Origin of the sequence: Catellatospora sichuanensis (assembly GCF_007483665.1) — a bacterium.
In the GTDB taxonomy this organism is placed as follows: Bacteria; Actinomycetota; Actinomycetes; order Mycobacteriales; family Micromonosporaceae; genus Catellatospora; species Catellatospora sichuanensis.
In genome coordinates, this window is the sequence record NZ_VIQO01000011.1 from 357,647 (window position 1) to 376,732 (window position 19,086).

General features: G+C 71.1%; 9 protein-coding genes and 1 pseudogene. All 10 read right to left on the reverse strand.

Going from position 1 to position 19,086, the window contains the following annotated elements; translation table 11 throughout:
- Nucleotides 1-97 precede the first annotated feature (97 nt).
- Nucleotides 98-1,849, reverse strand: a pseudogene (locus tag FLL47_RS44795) (condensation domain-containing protein); the annotation flags it as partial.
- Complete coding sequence (locus tag FLL47_RS23250; RefSeq protein WP_144122678.1) at nt 1,846-5,046, reverse strand: non-ribosomal peptide synthetase; 3,201 nt, start codon at nt 5,044-5,046, stop codon at nt 1,846-1,848. The gene FLL47_RS23250 and the pseudogene FLL47_RS44795, both read right to left, overlap by 4 nt.
- The gene (locus FLL47_RS23255) at nt 5,043-8,165 is read right to left on the reverse strand and encodes a non-ribosomal peptide synthetase (RefSeq protein WP_186315857.1); all 3,123 of its coding nucleotides are present in this window, start codon (nt 8,163-8,165) and stop codon (nt 5,043-5,045) included. The genes FLL47_RS23250 and FLL47_RS23255 overlap by 4 nt, the downstream gene beginning before the upstream one ends.
- Before the next feature lie 8 nt (nt 8,166-8,173).
- Nucleotides 8,174-11,224, reverse strand: a complete 3,051-nt coding sequence (locus FLL47_RS23260) for a class I adenylate-forming enzyme family protein (protein ID WP_222106147.1) — start codon at nt 11,222-11,224, stop codon at nt 8,174-8,176.
- A gap of 367 nt (nt 11,225-11,591) precedes the next feature.
- Entirely contained in the window at nt 11,592-13,538 is a 1,947-nt protein-coding gene (locus FLL47_RS23270) for an Ig domain-containing protein (RefSeq protein WP_222106148.1), read from the reverse strand.
- A gap of 10 nt (nt 13,539-13,548) precedes the next feature.
- The gene (locus FLL47_RS23275; protein ID WP_222106149.1) at nt 13,549-14,379 is read right to left on the reverse strand and encodes a carbohydrate ABC transporter permease; all 831 of its coding nucleotides are present in this window, start codon (nt 14,377-14,379) and stop codon (nt 13,549-13,551) included.
- Complete coding sequence (locus tag FLL47_RS23280) at nt 14,376-15,275, reverse strand: carbohydrate ABC transporter permease (protein WP_144122682.1); 900 nt, start codon at nt 15,273-15,275, stop codon at nt 14,376-14,378. Before FLL47_RS23280 ends, FLL47_RS23275 begins: the two co-directional genes overlap by 4 nt.
- Before the next feature lie 4 nt (nt 15,276-15,279).
- Nucleotides 15,280-16,635, reverse strand: a complete 1,356-nt coding sequence (locus tag FLL47_RS23285; protein WP_222106150.1) for an extracellular solute-binding protein — start codon at nt 16,633-16,635, stop codon at nt 15,280-15,282.
- 11 nt (nt 16,636-16,646) lie between these two features.
- On the reverse strand, nt 16,647-18,524 hold the full coding sequence (locus FLL47_RS23290) for a glycoside hydrolase family 127 protein (protein WP_144122684.1): 1,878 nt from the start codon (nt 18,522-18,524) through the stop codon (nt 16,647-16,649).
- A gap of 171 nt (nt 18,525-18,695) precedes the next feature.
- Nucleotides 18,696-19,086 (reverse strand): galactose-binding domain-containing protein (locus FLL47_RS43070; protein WP_484051823.1); only part of this gene is annotated, 391 nt, incomplete at its 5' end.

A 19,086-nucleotide genomic window follows, 5' to 3' on the forward strand; every position in this document is an offset into this window, starting at 1 on the left:
CGTCGAGCAGCACCAGCCGGCCGTGGCCGGGAAGGGCCGTCGCGGCGTCGCGGGTGGCGAGCACCATCAGCGCGCCGCAGTCGCCGAGCATGAACTCCAGCCGGCGGGCGGGGTAGTCCGGGTCGAGCGGCACGTATGCCGCGCCGGATTTGAGCACGGCGAGTACGGCGGTGACCAGGGCCGTGCCGCGTGGGGCGCAGACGGCGACGCGCACCCCGGGCCGGGCGCCGCGTTCGACGAGGTGGTGCGCCAGCCGGTCGGCGCGGGCGTGTAGTTCGGCGTAGGTGACGGTGTCCGCGCCGTCGATGAGCGCCACGTCGTCCGGCGTGGCGTGGACCTGCCGGTGCAGCAGGTCGAGCAGGGTCTGGTCGGGCACCACGACGCGGGGTCCCCGGCCCTCGGCCAGCACCCGCTCGGTCCCGGCGACGTCGAGCAGCGGCAGGTCCGCGATCGGGGTGTGCGGTTCGGCGAGGGCCGCGGCGAGCAGGGTCAGCAGGTGGTCGGCCATCCTGGCCACGGTGTCCGGGTCGAACAGGGCCGTGTCGTAGGTGAGGAAGGCGGCCAGGCCGCGGTCGTGCTCGTAGAGGTACAACTCGAGGTCGAAGCGGGTGGCGACGGCGTCGACGGGGAACCAGGCGATGGTGACCCCGCCGTGCAGCGTGCGCTGGGCGCGGGTGTAGTTCTGCATCGCGAGCGCGACCTGGAACAGTGGGGAGCGGCTGGTGTCGCGGGTGACCTTCAGCTCGTTGACCAGGTGCTCGAACGGAAGCTCCTGGTGGCTGTAGGCGTCCAGGGCGGTGTCGCGGACCCGGGTGACCAGTTGTGCGAAGGTCGGGTCGCCGGTCAGGTCGGCGCGCTGGGCCAGCACGTTGGCGCACATGCCGACCAGGTTCTCGAGCTCCGGGCGGGTGCGTCCGGCCACCGGCGAGCCGACTGCGAAGTCGTCCTGCCCGCTGTGCCGCCACAGCAGCACCTGGAAGGCCGCCAGCAGCACCATGTACGGTGTCGCGCCCAACGTGGTGGCGAGCCGGCCGGCTGCGGCGGTCAGCTGGGCGTCGAGGTGGAAGCCGTGGGCCGCACCGGCGAACGCCTGCCGCGCTGGGCGGGGACGGTCGGTGGGCAGGTCCAGCGGCGGCAGTGCGGCGAGCCGGTCTCGCCAGTAGCCGAGGTCGTCCGCGCAGGCCTGGGCGGTGAGCCGGGCCCGCTGCCAGGCGGCGTAGTCCCCGTAGCGGACCGGTGGCTCGGTGGTGTCGGGGACGCCGCCGACGAGCACGGTGTCGTAGGCGGCGGCGAACTCGCCGATGATCAGGTCGGTGGACCAGCCGTCGGCGGCGATGTGGTGCAGGGACAGCAGCAGGATGTGGTCGTCGGGGCCGCGGCCGATCAGCGTGGCGCGTAGCAGCGGCCCGGCGGCCAGGTCGAACGGCTGGGCCGCGTCCGCGGTGACCAAATCGCGGGTGTGCCGGTCGCGTCCGGCGGGGTCCAGCCCGGCGGGCACGGTCACCACGGCCAGTGGCACAGGCGCGGGGGCGGCAGTGGTGGCGTGCGGGCGGCCGTCTTCGTCGGCGTGGACCCGCAGGCGCAGGCTCTCGTGCCGGGCGACGACGGCGGTCAGCGCGGCGGTGACAGCGTCGGGGTCGAGGGGCCCGCGTAGTTCGAGGGCGACGGGCACGACGTAGGCGGCGGTGCCGGGCGCGTACTGCTCCATAAACCACAGCCGTTCCTGCGCGAACGACAGCGGCAGCGGGGAGGCGGGGCGGCGGGCGATGCCTGCCGTCAGTTCCCGTCGGCGCAGCCGTTGCTGCAGCAGCGCCTGTTTTGCGTCGCTGACCTGGTGGGCCGCTGTCATGCCTGCCCTCCCAGCAGTGCCTGGGCCTCGTCGTCGGTGAGCCGGTCCAGGTCGGCCAGGATCAGTTGCTCGACCGCGGCGGCCAGCGCGGCGAGGGTGCGGTGGGTGAACAGCGTCCGCAGCGGCACCGGCACCTCGACCGTCGCGGTGAGTCGGGCGGCGACACGGGTTGCCAGCAGCGAGTGCCCGCCGACGGCAAAGAAGTCGTCGTGCGCACCGACGCGGTCCACGCCGAGCACGTCCTGCCAGACCTGCGCCACCAGCTCTTCGGCGTCGGTGCGCGGCGGGGTGTGCGGCTGTTCACGCAACCGCTGGTCGGCAGGGTCGGGCAGGGCGGCTCGGTCGACCTTGCCGTGCCGGTTCAAAGGCAGCCGGGGCAGCGCGACGAACCAGTTGGGCACGAGATGCGCCGGCAGCCGCTCAGTCAGGTGTGCACGCAGGTCCGCGGCTTCGACGTCGGGAGCGACGACGTAGGCGACGAGGCGGCGGTCGCCGGCGATGACCTCCCGGGCCACCACCGCGGCCTGGGTCACCCCGGGGTGGTCCAGCAGGTGCGCCTGCACCTCACCCGTCTCGATCCGGAAACCGCGGATCTTGACCTGGTCGTCGTCGCGGCCGAGGAACGTCAGCACACCTGCGGAGTCCAGGCGCACCCGGTCGCCGGTGCGGTAGAGCCGTGCCCCCGGCGGCCCGAACGGGTCCGGGACGAACCGCGACGCGGTGAGCCCGGCCCGCCCGTGGTAGCCGTCGGCCAGCCCGGTCCCACCGAGGTACAGCTCGCCGACCGCGCCGGCGGGCAGCATGCGCAGATCGCCGCCGAGCACGTACGCCCGTACCCCGGCCAGCGGACGTCCGATCGGGACGATGCGGTCGGCGTCGGCGGCGGTGAGTTCGTGTGCGGTGGCGACGATGGTGGTCTCGGTGGGGCCGTATGTGTTGACCAGCCGGATCCGTTCGCCGTGGGTGGCGTGCCAGCGCGCCAGCGCGGCGGCGTCGACCTGGTCGGCGCCGAGGATCAGCAGCCGCAGTCCGGACGGCCAGGCCACCTCGCCGTCGACCAGCTCGTGCCAGTACGCCGTGGGCAGGTCGAGGACGGTGACGTCGCCGCCGGCGGGGGTGGCCAGGATCTCGGGCAGCAGCGCGTCGGGCTGCTCGCGCAGCAGCAGGGTCGCGCCGGCGCTCAGGCTGGGGAACACCTCCTCGGCGTGGGTGTCGAAGCTGGTGGCGGCGAACTGAAGCACCGTGTCGCCGGGTTCGAGACGGTAGTGCGCCCGCATCCAGCGCACCCGGGCGGTCAGGGCGCGGTGGCTGACGCGTACGCCTTTGGGCTGCCCGGTGGAGCCGGAGGTGTAGATGAGGTAGGCGGTGTCACCCGGCCGAGCGGCCGGGGCCCCGCTGTCGTGCGGCCCGTCCGCGTGGTCGGGGACGTCGGCGCCGGGGATAGACAGCGCGGGTGGGGGCTCGGTCAGGTCGAGCAGGGTGGGGGCCGCGGGCAGGCGGTGGTGCAGGCCCGCGGGCGCGACGACGGCCGTGGCGTTGCTGTCGCGCACCAGGTGGTGCAGGCGCGCATCGGGGTAGGACGGGTCGAGCGGCAGGTAGGCGGCGCCCGTTTGCCAGCAGGCGAGCATCGCGGTGACCAGGTCGAACGACGGCGGCAGGCAGATGCCGACCACGTCGCCTGCGGTGACCCCGGCGGCGCGCAGCTTCGCTGCCGTCGCGGCGACCCGCTGGTGCAGTTGGGCGTAACCGAGCCGGTGTTGTCCCTGGCGCAGCGCGACCGCACCGGGTGTGGTGCGGGCACGGTCGGCGATCAGGTGGGCCACGGTCCGCCCGGCGGAATCCAGCTCGGGTTCGGGTCCGCGGGCCCATGCGGTGAGCTGTGCGCGCTCGGCGGGCAGCAGCGGGTCCAGGTCCCGCAGGCGGGTCGCGGGGTCGGCGACGACCTGGCGCAGCAGCGCCTCGAAGTGGGCGCCGAGGCGGGCGACGGCGTGGGGGCTGAACAGCCTGGCGCGGTAGCCGAAGATCACCGCGAGGCCGTGGGCGTCGCGCCAGGCCTCGACCGCGAGGTCGAGCTTGCTGTGCCGGAAGCCGTCGTCGAACGGCTCGGTGGTCAGCCCGTCGAGCGTGAACGCGGCGCTGTGCGGGTTCTGCAGCACGAACGTCGTACGCAGCAGGCCTTGCCGGGATGGGTCGCGGCCGCCCGGGCCGTCGGCGAGCAGCTGCTCGAACGGGACGGCGGGGTGGGCGTAGGCCCGTAGCGCGGTGTTTCTGGTGCGGGCGAGCAGATCGGTGAAGCTCGGGTCGCCGGTCAGGTCGCCGCGCAGCACGATCGTGTGCAGGAAGCAGCCGACCAGCGGTTCGGTCTGCACCTGGTCGCGGCCGGCGGTGAAGGTGCCGACGGCGATGTCGCGCTGACCGGTGTAGCAGTGCAGCAGGGCCTGGTAGGCGGTCAGCAGGGTCATGAACAGGCTGCACCGGGCGCTGCGGGCCAGTTGTTCGACGGCGGCGGTGAGGTCGGCGGGCAGGCGGTGGGTGTGGTAAGCGCCGCTGCTGTCACCGCCGCCGGGCAGGTCTGCGGGCAGCTGCGGCGGGTCGAGCCCGGCCAGCTGTTCGCGCCAGAACTCCTGCGCCGTCGGGTCGATCCCGGCCGCGCGTTGTCCGCCGGCCCACCGGGCGTGGCTGGTCGTCAGCGGAGGAAGCGGCTCGTCGGCGCCACGCCGGTGGCCGCGGTAGCGCCGGCCGAGGTCGCCGGCCAGCACGTCCAGCGACCAGCCGTCGGCGACGAGGTGGTGCATCACCAGGACCAGGACGTGGTCGTGCGGGGCGAGCCGCAGCAGCGCGACCCGCAGCAGCGGCGCGGTGGCCGGGTCGAACGGCTCGTTGGTGCGCGCGGCGACGGCGGCGTGGGTGCGCTGCTCGACCGTTGCCGGGTCGCCGGCGCTCAGGTCGACGTGCTCGATCGGCACCGGCGCAGGGGCGGTGGTGTGCTGTCGCAGTACGCCCGCGGCGTCGCAGTCGAAGACGGTGCGCAGCGGCTCGTGGCGGGCGGACAGGTCGTCGACGGCACGCTGGAGCGCGTCGGAGTCGAGGTCGCCGCGCAGTCGCCGGACCAGGAACATGTTGTAGGACGGGTCGCCGGGAGCAAGCCGGTCCTGCAGCCACATCCGTTCCTGGGTCAGCGTCACCGGTGCCGTCATCGGGCTGCCGCCTGGCGTACGGCGGCGGTCACGGCCCGCAGCGTCGGGGCGTCCCACAGCACGTGCAGGGGCAGGTCGACGTCGAACCGGTCGCGCACGCGGGCCAGGATCCGGGTCACGGTCAGCGAGTGGCCGCCGGAATCGAACAGGTCGTCGTCGGGTCCGGCGGCGGTGACCTCCAGCGCCTCGCACCAGATCGCGGTCATGGCGGCGGTGAGGTCGTCGCCGGGTTCGGGCGCGCTGGAGCGACCGGGTGGCACGGCCGCGCACGGTGGGGGCAGTGCGGCGCGGTCGAGTTTGCCGTTGGGGGTGGTAGGCAGCATGTCCAGCCGCACGAAGACTCCCGGGAGCAGCGGTTCTGGCAGGTATGCGGCCAGGTGGGCACGCAGCGAGGGCTCATCGGCGGCCGCGGGTCCGGTGACATAGGCGACCAGTCGCCGCCCGGCGGGTTCGTCGAGTACGGCGACCGCGGCTCCGGTGACGGCGGGGTGCTCGCGCAGGCGGGCCTCGATCTCGCCCAGCTCGATGCGGTGCCCGCGGATCTTGACTTGGAGGTCGTCGCGGCCCAGGCAGGCCAGCGTGCCGTCGGCGAGCAGCAGCGCATGGTCGCCGGTGAGGTAGACGCGGCTGCCGGGTGGGCCGTACGGATCGGGCAGGAAGCGTGCCGCGGTCAGCGCTGGTCGATCATGGTAGTGGTCGGCCACGCCCACCCCGGCCAGGCACAGCTGCCCGGTGATCCCGACGGGGACGGGGCGCAGGTCCCGGTCGAGGACGTACGCGGTGGTGCCGGCGATGGGGCGGCCGATGGTGACCCGGTCGGGTGCGGTGATGTCGGCCAGCGTGGACCAGACGGTGGTCTCGGTGGGGCCGTATACGTTGACCAGCCGGGAGACCCGGGGCAGTAGACGCGCGGCGAGTGCGGGAGTCAGCGGTTCGCCACCGCAGAGGGCGGTGGCCGCGATCGGCGCCGCGGCGGGGTCCTGCCGGTCGGCGGGTTCGGCGGCGAGGATCAGTTCCCACGTGGACGGGGTGGCCTGGACGTGGGTGACGCCGGTGGCGCGGATGGTGCGCAGCAGCGCGGCCCCGTCGCGGACCTGGGTGTCGTCAGCGAGAACCAGGCACGCGCCGGTCAGCTGCGGCAGGAAGCATTCGACCGTGGAGATGTCGAAGGCCGGCGAGGTAAGGCCCAGCCACACGTCGCCTGGTCCGGAACCGAGGTCGGCGGCCAGTGCCTGGAGCAGGTTGGCGATGGCGCGGTGCGGGACCACCACGCCTTTGGGCCGCCCGGTCGAACCGGAGGTGTGGATGATGTAGGCCGGGTCTCCCGGTGAAGGTGCGTCGCTCCGGCCGCTGTCGGCCTGCCCGTCGTCGCCGGGTGGCAGCAGCGCGTCCACCGGCATGCCGGGCTCGGACTCGTCGAGGACGAGGACCGGGAGAGAGGTGGGCGGCAGCGCCTCGCGTCCCGCGGAGCAGCACAGCACCAGTGCCGGTGCGGTGTCGTCGAGGACCAGCTGAAGTCGCTGCGCGGGGTGCTGCGGGTCCAGTGGCAGGTAGGCCGCGCCGGTGCGCACGATCGCCAGCAGCCCGATCAGCTGCGTGATGCCGCGAGGCGCGCAGAGGCCCACGACCTGGCCTGGCCCGATGCCCTGCGCGGTGAGCCTGCGGGCCAGGCGCGACGTCGCGTCGTGGACCTGGCTGCGAGTCAGGCGGTGCGGCCCGAAGACCACACCGGGGTTGTCGTCGCCGGACCCGGGCTCGGCTCGGCGCAGCAGCTCGGTCAGCGTGGTTTCGGCAGTGGCCGGCGGGCCGCTGAGCTGGTCGCGGACCCATGCGGCCTCGGCCTCGGGGACGGTGTCGGCGTGGCGAGCCGGGGCTGCGGGTTCACGGACCAGCTGTGGCAGCAGGTGCGCCAGTTGTCGGGCGACGGCCGCCGCGGTGGCGGCGTCGACGTGGTGGCCGTCGTAGCGCAGCCGGACGACGAGTTCGTCATCGGCGTCGACCAGGTGCAGATGCAGCGGGCTACGGGCGGCGCCGGTGTGCGGGGCCCAGTCCACCACCGTGTCGAGGCCCACGAAGACCGGCTGAGGGTCGCGGCGACGGTAGCTGAGGGTCGCTGCGGCCAGGGCGGCGCCGGCGCGGACCGGGACGGACCGGCCCACCGGCACGGCGCGCAGCGGGTACGCCGCGCGCAGCTGGGCACGCAGGGTCACGGCCAGGTCCGCGCAGGATCCGGTGACGGGACCATACGTGGTGACCGGCAGCTCGTTGACGAACATGCCGACGACGTCGGCGTGGTCGCGGTCGCGGGTGCCCACGTCGACGGCGACGGTGACGGTGTCGTTGCCGTAGCGGTGCAGCAGCAGGTGCACGGCGGCCAGCAGGAATTCGAACCGGGTGCAGCCGGCGTCTCGGGTGGCGTCGTCCAGCGCGGCGTGAACGGCGGCGCTGACCGGCACGTCCACGGAGCCGCCAGGGCCCGACGCCGTGCCGGATGCTCCCGCCGGCACCCGGGCCCCGGGCAGCAGCAGCGGCAGTGGTGCGCTCCACTGCTCGGACCAGTGCGCGCGGGCCGCCTCGGCCAGCTGCTTCGCCCGCTGCCGCTCGGCGCGTACGGCGTCTTCGTAGCCGGACGCTGCGATGGGTCCGGGATCGGCCGGGGCGCGGTACGCGTGGGCCAGGTCTCGCAGCAGGATGTCCTTGGACCGTCCGTCCCAGACGAGGTGGTGGGCGGCGAGCACGAGCCGATGCCGGGCCGGGCCGATCCGCTGCAACGTGAACCGGGTCAGCGCCGCGGAGCCGTCCAGGGTGAACGGTAGGGCTATGAGTCCGGCGGGGTCGGCCGGGTCGGCGCGGTCCAGGCGGACCCGGTGGCGTCCCGGGCGCAGCGACGGCTGTCCGTCGCGGACGTCGAGCGCGGCTGCGAGCACTGGGTGGCGGGCGACGACGTCGACCACGGCGCGGTCCAGGGCCGCGCCGTCGAGCTCGCCGTGCAGGTCGACGACCAGCCCGAGGTGGTATGCGGCGCGGTTGTCGCCCAGCTGCTCGGCGAACCAGATGCCGTGCTGGGCGTCGGTGAGCGGCACCGGGTCGGTGCGGGTGATCAGGGATTCGGCGGGCACGGTGAACCTCAGCTGCGGGAACGGGGACGGGATGTAGCGGGCGCGGGGACGGCGCGCACCGGGTCGGGGCTGATCCGGACGAAGCGCTGGCAGGTGCGCAGGAACTCCTCGGCCAGCGATTCGACGGCCGCCCGGGGCAGGGCGTGGCGGTTGTAGACCAGCTGTGCCTGGAGCACGTCGCCGGTGCGTTCGACCAGCCGCAGCCGGGGTGGGCTGAGGTCGGGGCGGTCGCGTGCGACGGCCCACCGCAGGCCGAGTTCCGGTGGTAGGTCGAGCTGGGCCGATCGCATGCCGGGCAGGTGCGCTGCGCGGGCCCAGGGTTCGTAGAAGAAGTACGCCGGGTGCGCGATGCGGTCGATGAACTCGTGCAGCGGGTGGAACTGGTGCTCGGTGGCGTCGGCGGCCTGGCGGTGCACCCGCTGCAGCAGCTGGGCGGGGGTCGGGTCGTCGTGCAGCGCGACGCGGATCACGGGCTGCTGGATGAGGCAGCCGACGACGTGCTCCCATTCAGGTCGTATGCGTCCGGTCAGCGGCGACAGGAACGCCAGTTCGGCGGAGCCGGTGGTACGGCGCAGGGTCGCCGCCCATACGGCCAGTGTCATCCGCATCATGGTGGTGCGGTGGGTTCGGGCGACCGTGCGCAGCGCCGCGACCGTCGGCGTAGGCACGGTGAAGGTGTGCGAAGCGCCGTGGTAGGCCTGGGAGTGCGCGTGCTGGCCGGGCAGGGGTGCGGGGTCGGCGATCGGGGGGCCGAGCAGACGCTGCCAGAACTCCCGGTGGCGGGGCCACTGCTGCCTGGCCCACTGCGCGGCCTGTCCTGCGGTCGCGGCCGGCGGACGCAGCGGGTTCGCGCCGGCGTGGCGTGCGGCCGAGTAGAGCAGGCCCAGCTCGCGTAGCAGGATGCCGAGCGACCAGCCGTCGCAGCGCAGGTGGTCGATGCTGAGCACGAGTACGTGCCGTTCCGGGGCGATGTCGAGCGTCAATGCGCGTACGGGCACGGTCGAGGCGTCGGTGACGAAGCCGGCGGCTTCCGCGGCGGCCTGGATCACGGTGCGGGCGGTGCGCCGCGCGGTGTGCAGGGTCGGGCCGGCGTCGGCGGGGCCGACCGGGGTGCGCAGCGCGTCGTGGCGGGCGACGAGCTGTTCCAGGCAGTGGTGCCAGACGTCGTGGTCGAAGGGTTCATCCACCCGCAGCGCGACGTGGATGGGCACGACGTGGCGGGGCGGGTCGGCGGCGCGCTCGGCCAGCCAGACTTGCTGGATCGCGGTGGGCTCGACGGTGGTGGCGGTGGTGGTGGCGGTGGACGGGCCGGCGGCGTTGGTCTGCTCGTCGAGCCAGGTCGCGAGAGCACGCACGGACGGGTGGGCGAACACGTCGTCGACGGTCACCTCGACCTGCCAGGCCTGCCCGGCGCGGGTGGCGAGCTGGGCGGCGCGCAGGGAGTCGCCGCCGAGGGCGAAGAAGTCGGCGGTGACGTCGTCGTCGCGGGTGCGCAGAATCTCCCGCCAGAATGCGGCGAGCCGCCGCTCGCCGGGCGTCGCCGAGGGGGTCGCCGCTGGCTTGACGCGTGGATGCAGCACTGTTCCGAGGTCGCGTTTGATGACCTTGCCGGCCTCGTTGCGGGGCAGGGCGTCGACCACGGCCACATGGGTGGGGATCTCATGGCGGGCGAGCCGGTCGGCGAGGTGGGCGCGTAGTTCGGCGGGCTCGATGTGGGCGCGTGCGGTGACGACCGCGCCCACCGTCGCGCCGAGGACAGGATGCGCGACGGGCACCACGGCGGCCTCGACGACAGACGGGTGGGTGTGCAGTGCCTCCTCGACGCGAAGTGAGGAGACTTTGTGTGCGCCGGTGACGACGAGGTCACTCTCCCGGTCGATCAGGTGCAGGTAGCCGTCGGCGTCGAGGTGGCCGACGTCGCCCATGCGCACCCACCCGTCGGCGAACACGGCCTTGGTGGCTTCGGGGTCGTCGACGTAGTGCCGAGGTGTGGTGGGCGAGCGCAACCAGACGGCCCCAGGCTGGCCGGGCTGGGCGGCAGAACCGTCGTCGGCGCGGATGGCGAGGTCGCCGGGGGCGGCGGGGCGCCCGACGGCAGCGGGGCGGCGCGGGTCGAACACCATCGTGGTCTGCGCGGGTGCGGCCTCGGTTGAGGTGTAGTAGTTGACTATGGTGGCGTTCGGGACGGCCGCGGCCAGTGCGGCGGCGACGGGGCCGGGCAGCGCGGCGGCGGTGCAGCCGAGTAGGCGCAGGCTGGACAGGTCGGCGCCGGCCAGTGTGCCGCAGCGCAGCAGGTCGATGGCCATCGCCGGGACGAGGAACGCGGTTCCGGCGCGCAACGTGTCGATCAGCTCGCACCAGCGTGCGGCGTCGAAACGGGCCATCGCCACCACAGCCGGTCGAGCGATGAGGGCGTTGAGCAGCATGTTCTGGCCGGCGTTGGTGCCGATCGGAAACGCATGCACGGCGTGGCGAGAGTGGGCCAACGGGCGCAGGGCGCGGCGGGCGACGAAACCGGAGGTCAGGTTGGCGTGTGCCGCGCCGACGCCTTTGGGCTGCCCGGTGGTGCCGGAGGTGTAAAGGATCTGCGCGAGGTCACCAGGGCCGAGCGGGAGCGGGTCTGCGGCGTCGGCGGGGCCGCCCTCGTCGTCGGCTGTCCACGCCACGCAGGGCGGCGGCGTGGCAAGCGTGACCGCGGTGCCATGCAGGACGCCGCTGGCGCGGCATTGGGCGAGCACGGCGCGCAGGTCGTCGGGGGCGCGGGCGGCCGACAGCGGCACGGCGACACCGCCGGCGATCTGCACCGCGCAGTACGCGACGGCGTACCGGGTCCACTCGGTGGTGTCGAAGACGAGCCCGACCCGGTCACCCGGGCGCAGTCCGCGTGCGGTGAGGCCGCGGGCGGTGTCAGCTGCGCGTCGCTGCCAGTCGTCATAGGTCAGGGTGTCGTGCCCGTCGACGGCCAGCGCGACGGCGTCGGGGTCTTCGGCGGCGCGCAGTGCGAGCAAGCCGGGCACTGTGCGCAGCGCGGCCGTGCCGTCGGCGCTCGGGCGCGTCACTGTGTACGACTCGCGGCCACTGGCCCTCCCGGGGTGCGGGTCTCGATGGCTGCCACCATGCCGGACGAAAACCTTTTCGGCAATCGTCTCGCATCTGGAGTGCGATAGACCTATTCGGCTGGCTGGCGTTCGAATCACACGTCTTGGCACATGAGGACAGCACATCGCCCCCGCCGAAAACTTTTCGTACCGTGGAACACGGACGCCGCAAGGATGCCGACGTGCAAACCCGACGCCTTCGAGTGCGTACGCGATGGCCGACCACCTGGGGACAGGCGGCCGCGAGCATGGACGAGGTCGGATCGGCTGTTCATCGTCCCGGGTCCGTGCAGCGTCCGGGGCAGACCCGGACGCTGCACGGTCGCTGCTAACTGAAGGCCTTGACCTCCAGCAGGCCGACGGACAGGTTCGGTGCGCTCTGCAGCAGAACACGCAGCCGGGTGGTGCTCACCGGGGTGAAGTTGACGGTGTTGTACTGGTTGGCCGCGACCGGGTATCCGCTGGCTGCGGGCACGTCGACGTAGGCGGTGCCGTTCCAGTACTGCAGCTTCCACGAGGCGGGCAGGTCGATGCCCTGTCCGTCGTCGAAGAAGTACACCTGCGATTGGCGGATCGTCTGCGCCGACGACCAGGTCAGCTCGGCCCACTGCTGTCCCTGCTGCGGCCAGGTGCCCCAGCGGTTGCCCTGGTTGGGTGCGCCGATGTTGGAGCTGGCCGGGTCGCCGCCGGTGTTGATCGCCGCGCAGCTCTCCCAAGACGAGGTGAACGAGCACGACGGGGTCGCCTGCAGCGCAAGGTTGCCGCCGCCACCGCCACCGCCACCGCCGCCGACGGTGAGCTGGAACGTCCGGTTCACCGGGGCGCTGAAGGCGTCGTAGTCACGCAACTCCACGTTGAACGAGTACGTGCCGGCCGCGGTCGGGGTGCCGGTGATCGCGCCGGTGAACCGGTCGAGGGTCAGACCGGGCGGCAGCGAGCCGCTGGTGACCCGCCAGTCGTAGAACGGCACGCCGCCCTTGGCCGCGAGGGTCTGCTGGTAGGCCTGGCCGGTCGGGGCGTTGGGCAGGCTGGTGGTCGTGATCGACGGCGCCAGGAACGGCGTGAGGTTGCGGTTGACCGGCCAGCCGGCGTTCTCGGCGACCAGCAGTGCCAGCTTGGTGAGCATCCACCGGCGGGTCGGGAACAGGTGGTTCCAGCCGCCGCTCTGGCCGCTGAGCCGGTCCCAGTACGGCTGGGTGCCGGGAATGTGGTAGCTGCTGTCCAGCGGCACCGTCCGGCCTTGGTAGGCAGTGACCTCCGCGTCGTTGGCGCCGGCGGTGTTGACGAAGTTGCGCATGCCTGCCCAGTCGCTGTGGAACGCGACGGCGTGGCCGTACTCGTGCATGACCAGGCCGTGCACGTCGAGCACCGAACCGGCGATCTCGGTCTTGTACCAGTCCTCGTCGGCCAGCGAGGTGAACAGCTGCTTGCCGGCCTCGTCGTACTCGAAGATCATCGCGGTGGAGCGGTGGATCGGCCCGGCGACCTGCTGGCCGTTGCGGGTGTGGTAGCGGCCGTTGTTGGCGGGATAGCCGGTGGAGTACGGGGTCTGGATGCCGCGGAAGTACACCCACATGCCGTTGTAGGCGGCGTTGTTGGTGACGTTGATCGTGTTCTGCCAGTCGTTGCCGGGCAGGTGGTTGGGCTCCGCCCCGGAAGCGACGGTGTCGAACGGCTGCAGGTTGAAGAACCGGAACCAGTCCTTCACCCCCTCTTCGGCCGCGGTGCGGAACGCCGCGTTGTTGAAGTAGCCGGTGATGTTGTCGTAGCGGTAGTCGAACACGATCGGGATCGTCGGTTCGAGCGCGGTCTTCTGGTCCTGCTGCACCCGGATCGGCATGGTCTGGGCGTAGGTGGAGTTGTCGGCCGCGCGGATGTTGAGCCGCAGCGTGTACAGCTCGTCCTGGCCAGGTCCGCGCTTGGAGTGGATCGCGAGCTTGAAGGTCTTCTGCTCGGAGGCGTTGGCGAAGGTCAGCTGCTTGGTCGCGCCGGTGGCGGTCAGCTGGCTGGGCAGGTCCATCATCAGCCGGGAGGTGCCCTCGGCCTTGAGATCGATGGTCACCGGGAACGGGCCGGCCGACGGCGGCCGCACGGTCAGCTCGACATAGGGGTTGGCCAGGTAGCCTTCCCAGTCGACGAGCTTGACGCCGTAGGTGTTGACGGTGCGGCCGAATCGGTCGACGACCGTGGCCGGTCCCGCGGCGGCCTGCGACGGGGTGGCGATCAGCAGGGATGCGAGCAGCGCGAGCACCGCGGGTGGGACGAGGCGTTTCATGGTGGATACCTCAGTTCTTGATGCCGGTGAGGGTGACCCCTTCGATGAAGTAGCGCTGCAGGAAGAAGAACAGCGCGATGATCGGGGCGATGACGGCGGCGGACGCGGCCATCAGGTAGCCCCACTGGGTGATGTAGATGCTCTGGAACGAGGCCAGGCCGAGCGAGAGCGTGTACTTCTCCTCGTCGTTGAGGTAGAGCAGGGGCCCGAGGAAGTCGTTCCAGACGCCGATGAAGGTGAAGATGGTGACCACGATGATCGCGGGCTTCGACAGCGGCATGACGATCAGCCAGAAGACCCGCCAGGGAGACGCGCCGTCGATGTAGGCGGCCTCGTCGAGCTCGAACGGGATGGTGAGGAAGAACTGGCGTAGCAGGAACACGTTGAAGACACCGCCGCCCGCTCCGGCGAACCAGCTGGGCAATGTCAGCGGGATGATGCTGTTGAGCGCGCCCAGTTCCTGCCACATGACGAAGGTCGGGATGAGTGTCACGGCGTAGGGCAGCATCACGCTGCTGAGCAGCACCGCGAAGACCACGTTGCGTCCGCGCCAGCGCAGCCGGGAGAAGCTGAACGCGGCCACCGAGCAGGTCAGCACGGTACCCAGGACGTTGATGACGGCGATGACGACGGTGTTGACGAAGTAGCGGCCGAAGGGCTGCGCGGTGAGCGCCTCGGTGAAGTTCGACCACTGGAACGGCTCCGGGATCCACTGCGGCGGCGCGATGAACATCTGCGAGTCCTGCATCAGGGCACTGCGGATGAGCCATACGAAGGGCAGCAGGGTCGGCACGGCCCCGGCGATCAGAGCGAGGTACAGCAGGAGATTTCGCTTCTTCACCGCGCACCGGCCATCTCGTAGTAGACCCAGCGGCGGGCGTTGCGGAACAGCAGGAAGGTGACCAGCATGATGATCATGAAGAGCACCCACGCCAGCGCGCTGGCGTAACCCATCTCGCTCTCCCGGAACGCGACCCGGAACAGGTAGTAGACGTAGAAGAGGGTGGCGTTGTTGGGACCTCCTTCGGTCATCACGTAGGCCTGGCTGAACACCTGGAAGGTGCCGATGACGCCGACAACGAGGGTGTAGAAGATCGTCGGAGTCATCATCGGCACCGTGACGTGCCGGAACCGGTGCCACGGGCCTCCCCCGTCGACCGACACCGCTTCGTAGAGGTGCTGCGGCACGCCCTGCAACCCGGCCAGGAAGATCACCATCGTGTTGCCGAAGCCCCAGGTGCTCATGATGATCAGCGACGGCACCGCCATGGCCTCGTCGTAGATCCACATGCCGGTCGGCAGCCCGCCCTGACGCAGCAGCGAGTTGAGCAGCCCGAAGTCCGGGTTGAAGATCCAGATCCAGAGGACCACGTTGGCGATCGCCGGCACGAGCGTGGGCAGGTAGAAGATGGTGCGCCAGACAGGCAGGCCCCGCACCCGCTGGTTGAGCAGCATCGCCACGGCGAATGCGATGATCAGCGCGAGCGGGACCGCGCCGAGGGTGTAGTAGGTCGTGGCGGTCAGGGACTTCCAGAACAGCTCGTCGTCGGCCAGCGCGGTGTAGTTGTCGACTCCCACGAATGCGGGGGTGCCGCCGATCTGCCAGTCCGTGAGGCTGAACACGAACGAGGCGACCATCGGCCCGGCGGTGAAGATCACGAAACCGAGGACGGCCGGCACGGCCATGAAATAGCCCCAGCGCCGTTCCAGGCGCCGCTGGCCGGACAGAGCTGCCATAGCCTCAGATCTCCTGCCGGTGATGCCAGCCCTGCATCTTGGCGGAGATCTTCGGCGCCGCCTCCTTGAGCACCTCGGCCGCCGACCGTTTGCCGGTCTCGATCTCCTGCAGTGCCGGGGTCAGCACATCGCTGTTGATCGCCGACAGGTTCTTCAGCCGGCCGCGCAGGTCCGCCACGCCGTGGTCGCGGGCGTAGTCGACCACCGCCGTACGGAACTCCGGCGGGTGGGAGTCGTTCTTCGTCCAGGAATCGATCGCGGCCTGGTCCTCGTAGTACTTGCGCTCCTGCGGCATCCAGAGACCCTGCTGGTACAGGTCGACGTGCTGCGGGTCGATGTGGAAGGCGAACAGCTCGATCGCCTCCTCGACGTGCTTACTGCCCGCGAACACGCCGGAGGCGCCGGCGACCTGGCTGGTGGTGAAAGGCGTGTCGTACTTGGGCAGCACACCGATGCCGTAGTCGGTCTTGCTCTCGTTCATGTCGAGCAGGCTCCAGTGGCCGTCGACGACCATCGCCACCCGCTTGGTCTTGAGCAGGATGTTCGTGCCGGGAACGTCGTCGCCGGTCGCGGCGAGCTGGCCCGGACCCGGTGCGACCCGGTGCTTGTAGATGAGGTCCTGCAGGTTCTGGAACACCTCGATCGCCTCGGGCGCGTCCAGCAGGCACTTGGTGCCGGCGGTGTCGGCGAAGTCAGCGCCGTTGCTGCGCAGGAACCCGTACCAGGCCGCGGCGTAGGTGATGCTGCTGGAGATCCCGAACTGCCTGACCTGTTTGGGGTCGAAACCGGACTCGTCGGGGTGTCTGCCATTCTGGTCGATGGTGAGCTTGTACGCGTTCTGCACCAGGTCGTCCCACGTCCACGCACTGGCGGCCAGCGCCGGAGGGGCGGCGATCCCGGCGGCCGCGATGGCGGACTTGCTGTACCAGAGCAGCTCGATCTCGTTGGCGGTCGCCACGCCGTGCAGCTGGTCCTTGCCGTACCACAGGTACGCATCCGACAGGTAGCCTTTGAGCTGCGGGTACTTGTCGAGGTATGGGTGGAGGTTGACGAGCTTGCCCTGCTCGGCGAGGCGGTATGACATCGCCATCGGGATGTAGCCGACGTCGGGCACGCTGCCGCTGGCGACCAGGGTGTTGAGCTTGACGTCGTATTCGTCCGGGGTGAACAGCGGTTTGACCTTCGTACCCGAGTTGGCCTTCTCGTAGGCCTGGAGCATCTTCTCCACGGCCTTCTGCTCGAAGGTCGAACCCCAGTACATGAACTGCAGTTGCACCTCGTCGGCGGAGGATTCCCCGTCGCCACAGGCAGCGGCGAACGCAGTCAGGCCGCCGAGGGCCAGCAGTTGGCGTCTTCGCATGGCGATCTCCTTCATGAGACGGGCAGCCAGACGCGCATCGCGCCACCGTCGCGGTTGTCCCACTGGTAGTACGGGACGGCTGTCGCGATGGCCGGGGTGCGGTCTGGATGCGGGAGGGAGCCGTACGGCAGGCCGCTGTACGGCTGGTGGACCGAATACGCGTCGGCCTCGATCAGCACTGTCGAGCCGACGCCGGGCAGGTCGTCGGTGCGGCGTATCCGCAGTTCGGTTCCGGCCGCCAGGACCAGTTCATCGAGGTCGGTCGGCTGGTCGGCCTGCTCGAAGCAATAGACCAGTGGACCGCGCTCGACCGCGGCGCAGCCGCGGATCGCATCCACCCGCGGGTGCGGGCGAACCAGCCGCGGCGACATGTCCAGAACCAGTTCGACGAGTCGGCGAGGGCTGTCCAGCACCACGTAGCCGCGCTCGTCCGGGTCGGCGGGCACCGGCTCGCCGTCGACGGTGACGGTCGTCGACCGGCTCCATGCGGGGATACGCAGGTGAAGCTGCCACTTGCCGGGTGCCCGGTCGACGGTGATACCGACTCGGCCGTCCCATGGATAGTCGGTGGCGAGCGTGAGGTCGACCTGTGCCGAGCGGATGGTGCCGGGCACATACTGGTGCACATGAAGACCGTCGTCGGTTTGGCCGGCGACGTAGTGACCGAGCGAGGCGACCGTCCGCATGATGTTCGGGGGGCAGCAGGCGCACTCGAACCATTCGCGGCGTCGGCCGTCATAGCGGTCCGTGGCGTGGTCGGCTCGTCGCTGCAGCGGGTTGACGTAGAAGAACCGCAGCCCGTCGGCCGACGTCGAGGCGGCAAAGGCGTTGTACAGCGTCCGCTCGAACAGGTCGGCGTAACGCCCGTCGCCGGTGGCCAGCAGCAGTCTCCAGTTCCAGTGCATACTGGCGATCGCGGCGCAGCTTTCGGCGTAGGCCCGGTCCGGTGGAAGCTCGTAGCGCTCCCCGAACGCCTCGCCGTCGTGGCGCGAGCCGAGCCCACCGGTGAGGTAGGTCTTGGTGGCGACCATGTCCTCCCACCGACGGACCGAGCAGTCCAGCAGAGTCCGATCACCGGTCTCCAGGTAGACGTCGACGATCCCGGCCTCCAGGTACAGCTGCCGCACGGCGTGCCCGACCGCCGTGTCCGCCTGCCGCACAGGCAGGTGGTCCTGCGCGTACAGCGGACCCAAGCCGGTGTCACGGATAAGGCCCCGGCCCCGGTTGTCGATCAGCTTGGCCGCGAGCGCGAGGTAGGACCGCTCCCCCGTGAGCCGGTAGAGCTCGACCAGGGCGGTCTCCACCTCGGGATGGCCGTCGATGCCGTCGTTCCCGCCGGCCAGGAAGACTGAGACCAGGTGGTCGGCGAACCGCCGAGCGACCTCCAGCAGCCGTGGCGCGCAGCCCGCACGCGCCGCGGCCACCGCCGCTTGCAGAAGGTGGCCCGCGCAGTACATTTCATGGCTGGTCTCCAGTTCGGCGTAGACAAGGTCCGGCTTGACCAGCTGGTAATGCGAGTTGAGGTAGCCGTCCGGCCGCTGCGCGCGGGCGAGCAGCTCGGCTGAGCCCGCCAGGAACGCCCCGTAGTCTCCGTCGGGTTTCCTGATCTGCTCCCAAGCCACGGCTTCGAGCTGCTTGTATAGGTCGGAATCCTGGAACCGGTAGCCCCGGAAGTCGCCCTGCCCCTCGCCCGCCGCCAGGCGCAGGTTGGGCACGCTGCCCGCTTGCTCCACCTGCGCCAGACCCAGCGGGATACTTGCCGTCCGGCTCGTCCGCTGCCAGCGTCCAAGCGGACCGCCGGTGATCTCGACATCGTCGACGCTGAGGGGCAGCTGGACCGCGAGTGAGCCGGTCGTGGGAGCCACAGGACCGCGGACCGAGGTAGCCATCAACCCTCCTGCATGTTCGATGCGTCAAAATGTCCCTCGACCAGCAAAAACAGATCGTCATTAATGTGCATGTATCCATGTCATCGAGCAGATCGGCCAGCCGTGTTTCGTCGGAGCACTGGTGGCCGCGGGTTGGCCTCCACACCGTGGCGGAGGCCAACCCGGCTTCCCTCAGGAAGCGAAGGCCTTCACCTCCAGCAGGCCCAGCGAGGCCGTGCCGGTGGCGGTCAGCGAGACCCGCAAACGGGTGGTGCTGACCCCGGTGAACGTGACGGTGTTGTAGCCGTTCTTGGTCAGCGTGTACGCGCTCGCGCCGGGCACGTCGACGTACGCACTGCCGTTCCAGTACTGCAGCTTCCACGCCGACGGCATGTCGATGCCCTGCTCGTCGTCGAAGAAGTAGACCTGGGCGCGGCTGACCGTCTGTGCCGAGCCCCACTGGACCTCGGCGGTCTGGGTGCCGGTCTCGGGCCAGGTGCCCCAGCGGTTGCCCTGGTTGGTGCCGCCGTAGTTGGAGCTGGTCGGCTCGTCGCCGTTGTTGATCGCGGCGCAGGCTTCCCAC

Bases quoted from the DNA above. Each gene is read 5' to 3' on its own strand.
- FLL47_RS23250 (WP_144122678.1), bottom strand. From the start codon at position 5,046: ATGACGGCACCGGTGACGCTGACCCAGGAACGGATGTGGCTGCAGGAC.
- FLL47_RS23270 (WP_222106148.1), bottom strand. From the start codon at position 13,538: ATGAAACGCCTCGTCCCACCCGCGGTGCTCGCGCTGCTCGCATCCCTG.
- FLL47_RS23280 (WP_144122682.1), bottom strand. From the start codon at position 15,275: ATGGCAGCTCTGTCCGGCCAGCGGCGCCTGGAACGGCGCTGGGGCTAT.
- FLL47_RS23285 (WP_222106150.1), bottom strand. From the start codon at position 16,635: ATGCGAAGACGCCAACTGCTGGCCCTCGGCGGCCTGACTGCGTTCGCC.
- FLL47_RS23290 (WP_144122684.1), bottom strand. From the start codon at position 18,524: ATGGCTACCTCGGTCCGCGGTCCTGTGGCTCCCACGACCGGCTCACTC.